10 protein-coding genes are annotated in these 7710 nt (G+C 72.2%); 4 read left to right on the plus strand and 6 right to left on the minus strand.

From position 1 onward, the window contains the following. Positions 1-1213, plus strand: a 1213-nt coding sequence (locus tag D9R02_RS10495) for a putative hexosyltransferase (RefSeq protein ID WP_121566884.1), incomplete at its 5' end; no start/stop codon positions are given. Between the two features lie 84 nt (positions 1214-1297). Then, positions 1298-1465 (plus strand): DUF3117 domain-containing protein, encoded by a 168-nt coding sequence (locus tag D9R02_RS10500; protein WP_012397900.1) that lies wholly within the window; start codon positions 1298-1300, stop codon positions 1463-1465. 95 nt (positions 1466-1560) lie between these two features. Here the strand turns inward: D9R02_RS10500 and crcB are convergent, their stop codons facing one another. Genes crcB through D9R02_RS10515 form a run of 3 tightly spaced genes read right to left on the minus strand, consistent with a single transcriptional unit; the run spans position 1561 to position 3001 of the window. Then, entirely contained in the window at positions 1561-1932 is a 372-nt protein-coding gene (gene crcB, locus D9R02_RS10505; RefSeq protein WP_019309472.1) for a fluoride efflux transporter CrcB, read from the minus strand. After that, positions 1929-2372 (minus strand): fluoride efflux transporter FluC, encoded by a 444-nt coding sequence (locus tag D9R02_RS10510; protein WP_019309471.1) that lies wholly within the window; start codon positions 2370-2372, stop codon positions 1929-1931. Before D9R02_RS10510 ends, crcB begins: the two co-directional genes overlap by 4 nt. After that, positions 2369-3001: an O-methyltransferase gene (locus D9R02_RS10515; protein ID WP_059280673.1), complete on the minus strand. Its 633-nt coding sequence runs from the start codon at positions 2999-3001 to the stop codon at positions 2369-2371. The genes D9R02_RS10510 and D9R02_RS10515 overlap by 4 nt, the downstream gene beginning before the upstream one ends. 258 nt (positions 3002-3259) lie before the next feature. On the opposite strand from D9R02_RS10515, the gene D9R02_RS10520 reads away from it, so the two are divergent. Next, positions 3260-3934, plus strand: a complete 675-nt coding sequence (locus tag D9R02_RS10520; protein ID WP_223110702.1) for a hypothetical protein — start codon at positions 3260-3262, stop codon at positions 3932-3934. Between the two features lie 41 nt (positions 3935-3975). Beyond that, positions 3976-4344, plus strand: coding sequence for a twin-arginine translocase TatA/TatE family subunit (locus D9R02_RS10525; protein WP_019309468.1), 369 nt, complete (start codon positions 3976-3978; stop codon positions 4342-4344). A 115-nt stretch (positions 4345-4459) separates the two neighbouring features. On the opposite strand, the gene D9R02_RS10530 is transcribed toward D9R02_RS10525, so the two are convergent. The 3 genes from D9R02_RS10530 to D9R02_RS10540 are packed head-to-tail and all read right to left on the minus strand — an operon-like array spanning position 4460 to position 7567. Then, positions 4460-5644: an Mrp/NBP35 family ATP-binding protein gene (locus D9R02_RS10530; RefSeq protein ID WP_047978065.1), complete on the minus strand. Its 1185-nt coding sequence runs from the start codon at positions 5642-5644 to the stop codon at positions 4460-4462. An 11-nt stretch (positions 5645-5655) separates the two neighbouring features. Continuing rightward, complete coding sequence (locus D9R02_RS10535; RefSeq protein WP_019309466.1) at positions 5656-6276, minus strand: DUF1003 domain-containing protein; 621 nt, start codon at positions 6274-6276, stop codon at positions 5656-5658. After that, positions 6269-7567, minus strand: a complete 1299-nt coding sequence (locus D9R02_RS10540; RefSeq protein ID WP_047978040.1) for a magnesium transporter MgtE N-terminal domain-containing protein — start codon at positions 7565-7567, stop codon at positions 6269-6271. Before D9R02_RS10540 ends, D9R02_RS10535 begins: the two co-directional genes overlap by 8 nt. Positions 7568-7710 lie beyond the last annotated feature (143 nt).

Genomic DNA, 7710 nt, shown 5'->3' on the forward strand with positions numbered 1-7710 from the left:
GCGCGGTGCGTGGGCTCGGAGCCCGCGGTGGCTCGCGGTGCTGCTGGTCTACGGGCTCTCCCGGGTCTGGGGGTGGGCGGTCTTCAGCGTGGTCGGCGGCCAGCAGGGCCCGGGGCCGTGGGGCGACGGCGCCCTGGGCTACCTGGACTTCGTGGCCACGTGGGACTCCGACTGGTACCGCACCATCTTCGAGCAGGGGTATCCCACGGAGCTGCCCCGGGACTCCCTGGGCACGGTGAGCGAGAACCCCTGGGCGTTCTACCCGGTCCACCCCCTGCTGGTGCGCGGGATCGCGGAGGTCACCGGGACCGGGTGGGCGGTCACTGCGGCCACGGTGTCCCTGCTGGCGGGGTTCGGGGCGGCGCTGGTGCTGTACCGCCTCACGTGCACGGCCCCGGTGATGAGCACCCCGCGCACGCGCGGGGGAGCGGCGGTGCCCGCCCTGTGGACGGTGGCGGTGTTCGCGTTCAACCCCGTGGCGCCCGTGCTGCAGACCCCGTACGCGGAGGCCCTGAGCATGCTGCTCCTGCTCAGCGCGATCCTGTGCGTGGTGCGTGAGCGGCCCGCCTGGGCCGTGGTGTTCACCGTGCTGCAGGCCCTGACCCGTCCCACCGGGGTGGCCCTCGCGGCGGCCCTCGGCGTGTGGTGGCTGTGGCGCAGCGTGGCGGACGTGCGCGCGCGGCGTCGTCCCTGGTACCGCTGCGTTGACCGGTGGCTCGCCGTGGCGCTGACCGCGTGTGCCGCGGCCCTCGCGTGGCCGGCAATCGCGTGGGCCGTCACGGGCGAACCCACGGCGTACACCGAGACCGAGGCCGCGTGGCGCGGCGCCTCGGACGTGATTCCCGTGCTCCCGTGGTTCCACCAGGCCACCGTGCTGCTCGGCCCGGTCGTGGGGCTGCTCGCACCCGTGGCGCTCGTGGTCGCGGTGGTGCTCATGCTGCGCTCGGCTCCCGTGCGCCGGGCCCTGCCGTTCTTCGTGCGCGTGTGGATCGCCGCCTACGGGTGCTACCTGCTGCTCGTGCTCAACCCGCAGACCTCCACGTTCCGGCTGCTGCTGCCGTGGGCGCCACTGGCCGCGGCCCTCGTGCACGTGAGCGGGTCCAGGGCGTACCGCACGCTGCTCGTGGTCACGGGAGCCGTCCTGCAGATCGTGTGGGTGGGGTGGCTGTGGCACTGGAAGCAGCTGCCCGGCGGTGGGGACTACCCGCCGTGAGCCCGGGGGCGTGGGCGGCGTCACGGCCGGGGGTTCTCGTTCGGTAAGATGGTGCGGTCAGCACACACGAAGAGGAGCTCTTAAATGGCGGCCATGAAGCCGAGAACGGGTGACGGACCCATGGAGGTCACCAAAGAAGGACGCAGCCTGATCATGCGGGTCCCCCTGGAAGGCGGCGGACGCCTCGTGGTCGAGCTCAAGGCGGACGAGGCCGCCGAGCTGCGCGAATGCCTCGCGGGCGTGACCCAGTAGTTCCCGGTCCCCGCACCACCAGCGCGAGAGCCCTTCACTCCGGTGAGGGGCTCTCGCGCCGTTCCGGGATGAGGTCGTGGCCCGTGACCCGAGCGCTAGGAGACCCAGTTCGCCGCGAGCGTCATGCCCGCCGCGACCGCCAGCAGGCTCCAGAGCAGCGTGCCGAGCACCACGGCGGCGGCGGCTCCGCCGCGGTGCTCGCGGGCGAGGCGCACGGCGTCCACCATGGCCGTGGAGAACGTGGTGAAGCCGCCGAACAGGCCGGTCCCCAGGGCGAGGGTCCACTCCGGGCCCAGGAGGATCCCCAGCCCGCTCACCACTCCCAGGCCGAAGGAACCCACCACGTTGACCAGGACCGTTCCCAGGGGGAGCGAGCCCCGCCGGTGCGAGGTCACGAACCGGTCCACCACGAACCTCAGGGCGGCGCCCAGCCCGCCACCCACCGCCACAGCGAAAGCCGCGATCACTGCTCGGGGCCTTCCGCAACGCCGCGTGCGTGCGACGACGGTCGGGTGCCCAGGCGCGTTCCGAGCACCATGCCGCCCGCGGTCGCGAGCAGACCCGCCACCAGGGTGACGGCCGCGTAGGCGAGGGCCTGGGTGGTGTCCCCAGAGCGCACCTGCTCCCACAGCTCCTGGGCGAAGGTGGAGTAGGTGGTGAAGCCCCCCAGCAGCCCGGTGCCCAGCAGCAACCGTGCCGTGTGCGTACGGCGGGACTCGACCCCCGGGCGGGTGAGGGCCTCGAGCAGCAGGCCCAGCAGGAGGGCACCGACCACGTTGACGGTCAGCGTGGACCAGTGCCACACGGAACCGGAGGGCAGCACGTGCCCCAGACCCCAGCGCAGAAGACTGCCAGCGGCACCACCCACGGCGACGAGCAGCACGTCAGTGACGACCGAGCGCGTCATCGCCGCACGGCCAGCAGCATCCCCGTGCCGGTGGGGAGCAGCGCGGTGGACAGTCGCGGCTCGTCCCGCAGGGTGCGCACGACCTCCCGCATGATCACGGTGTCCTCCTGGCGCTGCGCGGGCTGGGGGACGAGGTCCTGGTGCAGGGCGTCGTTGACCACGAGCATGCCCCCGCGGCGCAGCAGCCGGGCGCCCTCGATCACGTAGTCCGCCGTGTTCTCGACGTCCGCGTCCACGAACACCATGTCGTAGGCGTTCTCCGTGAGCCGGGGCAGCACGAGACCTGCCGCGCCGGAGATGGTGCGGGTGCGCTTGGTCTCGAAGCCCGCCTCGCGGAAGGTGTCCCGCGCCGCCCGCAGTGCGCGGATGTCGGTGTCGATCGTGGTCAGCACGGAGTCCGAGGGCATCCCGCGCAGCAGGGCCAGGCCCGAGACGCCTGCACCGGTGCCCACCTCCACCACGGTGGCCGGGCGGGCCGCGGAGACCAGCACCGTGAGCAGCGCGGCGGCCGCGGGCGTCACGGGGTCCAGCCGCAGGGCCAGGGAGCGCTCGCGGGCACGCAGAGCCGTCTCGTCCTCCGTGGCGTAGGCCTCGCAGTAGGCCCAGCTCGTGGTCTTGTCCGTGGTCATGGACGCGGGGTGTCCTTCGCTGCCGTGCGCTCCGGGGACCGGTGGCCCCCGGGACGTCGTTCTGACGGGTCCGGCGCGGTGCCGGTCGTTTCCGGGCCCAGCCTATCGCGGTCCGTGAGGGGGCCGGGGGAAACGCCCTGTGGCCGCCCAGAGCGCTGTCAGGCTCCTGTCCCAGAATGGAGCCGACGGCGGCACCGCACCCCCTGGTGCGCCCGCGGAACCGGACCGACGAGGAGAGGACGCAGGGTGTCCACACGGGTGACTGAGCACCGCGCGCGGCGGACGCGGCGACCGGGCCGACGCACCATCGGGCTCGTCTCGGCGTTCACGGCGTGCCTGTGCGTGGCCGCGCTGACGACCACCGCGTGGAGTGTGGGGCGGCAGACGCAGTACGAGCACCGGGCCGGTGCGCAGGCGGAGGCCACGTGGAACCCGGGGCCACGGGCGATGATGGACACGGCCTCGAAGGCCGACATCCACGCCCTGCACGCCCAGGGCTGGACCGTGCCCGTCCTGGCGGCGGAGGGCCACCGGGTGGTGGACGTCCGTCAGGCGGTCTCGGCGGGCCAGCCCACCGTGACGGTCACGCTGCGCAACGACCACGGCACCGTGGAGATCGTGGAGCAGCGCGGCCAGGTCAACCCCGACAATCCCGTGGACGGCGTCTCCCAGCTCCCCGTGAGCGCCGAGGGGATGCACGAGTCCGCGGTCTCCGGCTCACGGCTGTGGGCGGAGCGCGGAGAGCCCTGGCGCGCGGTCATGGTGCGCCCGGACGCCGTGTACACCGTCACCTCCGACACTCCTCCCGCCACGATGGCCCAGACCGTGAGCGCGATCGTGGCCGAGGACCGCGGCCGGGTCAGCCTGCCCTCCGAGACCGACGACAGCTTCGGGGCCACCGTGCAGGACGGGCTTCGGGCGATGTTCGGGTGACACCCCGCCCGGGTGCCCTCCGACGTTGGTAGGCTCGACCCGTGTTCGGGATTACTGGCGGGGAAGCCATCATCATTCTCATCGTGGCTCTGGTGATCATCGGCCCCGAGCGGGTTCCCGAGTACGCACAGAAGTTCAAGGAACTGGTCAAGACCATCCGGGGCTACGCCACGGGCGCCACGGAGGACCTGAAGGAGACCCTCGGTCCGGAGTTCTCCGACATGGACTGGCGCAAGCTGGATCCCCGGCAGTACGACCCCCGCGTGATCGTGCGCGAGGCCCTCATGGAGGACGACCAGGAGCGGGCTAGCGGCTCGACCGCCTCGACCGCGGTGACCTCCGTGGCGGCGCCCACCGTGCGTCGCCTGGCCCGCGGGGAACGGGCGCCCTTCGACACCGAGGCCACCTGAGCGGCGTCGCCGTCCCGGGGGCGAGCACGCACCGTCCACAGCGCGCAGCAGCCGAACCCGCGTCCCTGCCCCGCCCGACGACGCCGCTCGGCCGGCTCCCTCGCCGCCGCGCGCCTCAGCCCCGGGGCGTGATGCCCAGGGACTTCCCGGCGAGACCGCGGCCCTGCCGGTCCAGCTCCCGGGCGATCCGCCACAGCTGCGCGGCCGCGGGGGACTCCGGGTGGGCCCACACCGCGGGCACACCGCGGTCCGAGGCCTCGCGCACCGTGACGTCCAGGGGCACGCTGCCGAGCAGCGGGACGTCGTAGCCCAGCCGTTCGGTGAGGGAGGCCGCGATGGTCTCCCCGCCGCCCGCGCCGAAGACCTCCAGGGTGGAGCCGTCCGGCATGACCATGGCGGACATGTTCTCCACCACGCCCGTGACCTTCTGCTCCGTCTGCTCTGCCAGGGTTCCGGAGCGCTGCGCCACGCTGACCGCGGCGTGCTGCGGGGTGGAGACCACCACCACACCGGAGCGGGGCAGCAGCTGGCCCACCGAGATGGCGATGTCCCCGGTGCCCGGCGGCAGGTCCAGGAGCAGGTGGTCCAGGTCCCCGAAGTGGACGTCCGTGAGGAACTGCTCCACCGCGCGGTGCAGCATGGGGCCACGCCACGCCACGGGCTGGGAGGGATCCACGAACATGCCGATCGAGATCACCTTGACCACCCCGCGGGAGCGGTGACCGTCCCCGGCCGCACTGTCACCGGAGGCGTGGTCCACACCCTCCGGAACCTCCACCACGGGAGGCAGGATCATGTCTCCCACGCGGGTGGGGGACTGCGTGATGCCCAGCAGCCCGGGGACCGAGAAGCCGTGCACGTCCGCGTCCACGATGCCCACGGTACGGCCCATGGCGGCCAGCGCCGCCGCGAGGTTCACGGTCACGCTGGACTTGCCCACCCCTCCCTTGCCGCTCGTGATCGCGTGCACGCGCGTCAGCGAGTTCGGATCCGCGAAGGGGTTGCTGCGGTGGTGACCCAGCCGCTCCTGCAGCTCCTGGCGCTGCGCAGGCGTCATGACCCCCACGTCCACCACCACGTCCGAGACCTCCGGGAGCGCTCCCAGCGCCGTGCGCAGATCCGCCTCGATGGTTCCGCGCAACGGGCAGCCGGAAATCGTGAGCAGCACGGACACCCGGGCGGTGCCGTCCTCCAGGGAGGCCTCGGGGATCATGCCGAGCTCCGTGACGGGGCGGCGCAGCTCGGGGTCGATCACGCTGTCCAGCGCGCCGCGCAGCCGCGGGTCGATGGTGCGGTCCATTCGGTTCTCGCTCACCGTCGCTGGTCCTTTCCGCCCTCGGTCCGCCTGCCACTCTCCGACCGCCTGCCACCGTCGGAGCGTCTGGTCTCGGGGCCGGGTTCGGAGGTCTCGTCGCGGCGGTCCTGGGCCTCGAGGATCTCCTCGAGCAGGCTGCGCAGCTCGGAGCGGACGTAGTCGCGCGTGGCGACCTCGCGCAGGGCGATGCGCAGGGACGCGATCTCCCGGGTGAGGTACTCCGTGTCCGCGAGGTTCTGCTGGCCGCGCTTGCGGTCCTCCTCGGCGACCACGCGGTCACGGTCGTCCTGCCGGTTCTGCGCGAGCAGCAGCAGGGGCGCGGCGTAGGAGGCCTGCAGGGACAGCATCAGCGTCAGCAGGGTGAAGTTCAGGGCCCGGGGATCGAACTGGATCTCCTCCGGGGCCAGGGTGTTCCAGCCGAGCCACAGCGCCACGAACACGGTCATCCACAGCAGGAACTGCGGTGTGCCCATCCACCGGGCGATCGCCTCGGTGGACTGCCCGAAGGCGTCCGGGTTGGGGCGGAACCTGGTGAGGTACCCCTGTCGCTTCTCCCGCGGCTGGTCCAGTGGACCGGGGGAGTACTGCGAGGAGGAGTTCTGCCGGGGGCTACTCATAGCGCTTGCCCACCTTCCGCACCGGGGTGCCGTCGTCGTACGTGCGCCAGTCCTCGGGCAGCAGCGCATCCAGGACGTCGTCGATGGTCACGGCGCCCACGAGCCGGTCCTGGTCGTTGACCACGGGCAGGATGGTGAGGTCGTACGTGGCCAGCTCGCGTGCGACGTCCGCCAGGGATGCCTGGTCCGAGACCGGCTCGATGGAGCGGTCGATCAGGTTGCCGATGGCCTCGGGCGGGGGATACCGCAGCAGCCGCTGCGTGTGCACGAAGCCCAGGTACTTGCCCGTGGGGGTCTCCAGCGGAGGGCGGCACACCAGCACAGCGGAGGCCGCGGCGGGGATGATCTCTTCCTGCCGGATGTGGGCCAGGGCCTCCGCCACGGTCGCCTCGGGGGAGAGCACGATGGGGACGGGGGTCATGAGAGAGCCCGCGGTGCCCTCCTCGTACTCGCGCAGCCGCCGGACGTCCTCCGCGTCCTCGGGCTCCATCATGGTGATCAGCCGCTCGGCCTCCGCCTCGGGCAGTTCATTGAGCAGGTCCGTGGCGTCGTCCGGGTCCATCTCCTCGAGCAGCGCCACCGCGCGCTCGTTGTCCAGGTGCGTGAGGATGAACACCTGGTCGTCCTCGGGCAGCTCCTCGAGCACGTCCGCGAGCCGTTCGTCCTGGAGCTCGGCGGCGATCTCCAGCTTGCGCTTGTCCGGCATGTCCCGCAGCTCGTCCGCGAGGTCCGCCGCCTGGTCCTCCTCGTGCTGCGTGATCCACTGGGTGGCCGGCTGGTGGCCCGCGCTGGAGGGGTCGTCGGTGTCCTCCCAGTCCACGATGAGCGTCTGGTTGCGGCGCCGTATCAGTCCGCCGGTGGACTGGGAGCGGCGCACGAACAGCTGCGAGATCACCCAGTCCCCGCGGTTGTTGGACTTCTCCATGGCCACGTCCTCGATGGTCGCCGTGCCGGAGCCGTCCAGCAGCACCACGGTGCGGTCGAAGAGCTCGCCCACCGCGAGGGTCTCCGCGCCGCGCTGCTCGAAGCGGCGCAGGTTCACGAGCCCCGTGGAGATGATCTGGTCCGCGTCGATGCTCGTCACCCGGGTCATGGGCACGAACACGCGCTTCTTTCCGAGGACCTCCACCACGAGCCCCACCACGAGGGGACGGGTCTTCAACGACGGTCGGCTGCCGGGGCGCAGCAGCACCACGACGTCGCGCAGCCGCCCCAGGCGGTCGCCCAGGGGGTCGAAGACGTCCAGGCCGATCAGCCGGGCCACGAAGATCTTGGAAAGGTTTGTGCTCACCCGCCCAGCCTAGTGACCCGGGGTCAATGGGCCCACTCGGTGCGGACCGGACGCCCCGTCGCCCGCGGCGGTGGTCACCGCAGCCACCGTGTTCACCCGCTGCGATGATTCAGGAACCTCCCTGGGAGCTTGCGGGTGGGTGG

Origin of the sequence: Kocuria rhizophila (genome assembly GCF_003667225.1) — a bacterium.
In the GTDB taxonomy this organism is placed as follows: domain Bacteria; phylum Actinomycetota; class Actinomycetes; order Actinomycetales; family Micrococcaceae; genus Kocuria; species Kocuria rhizophila.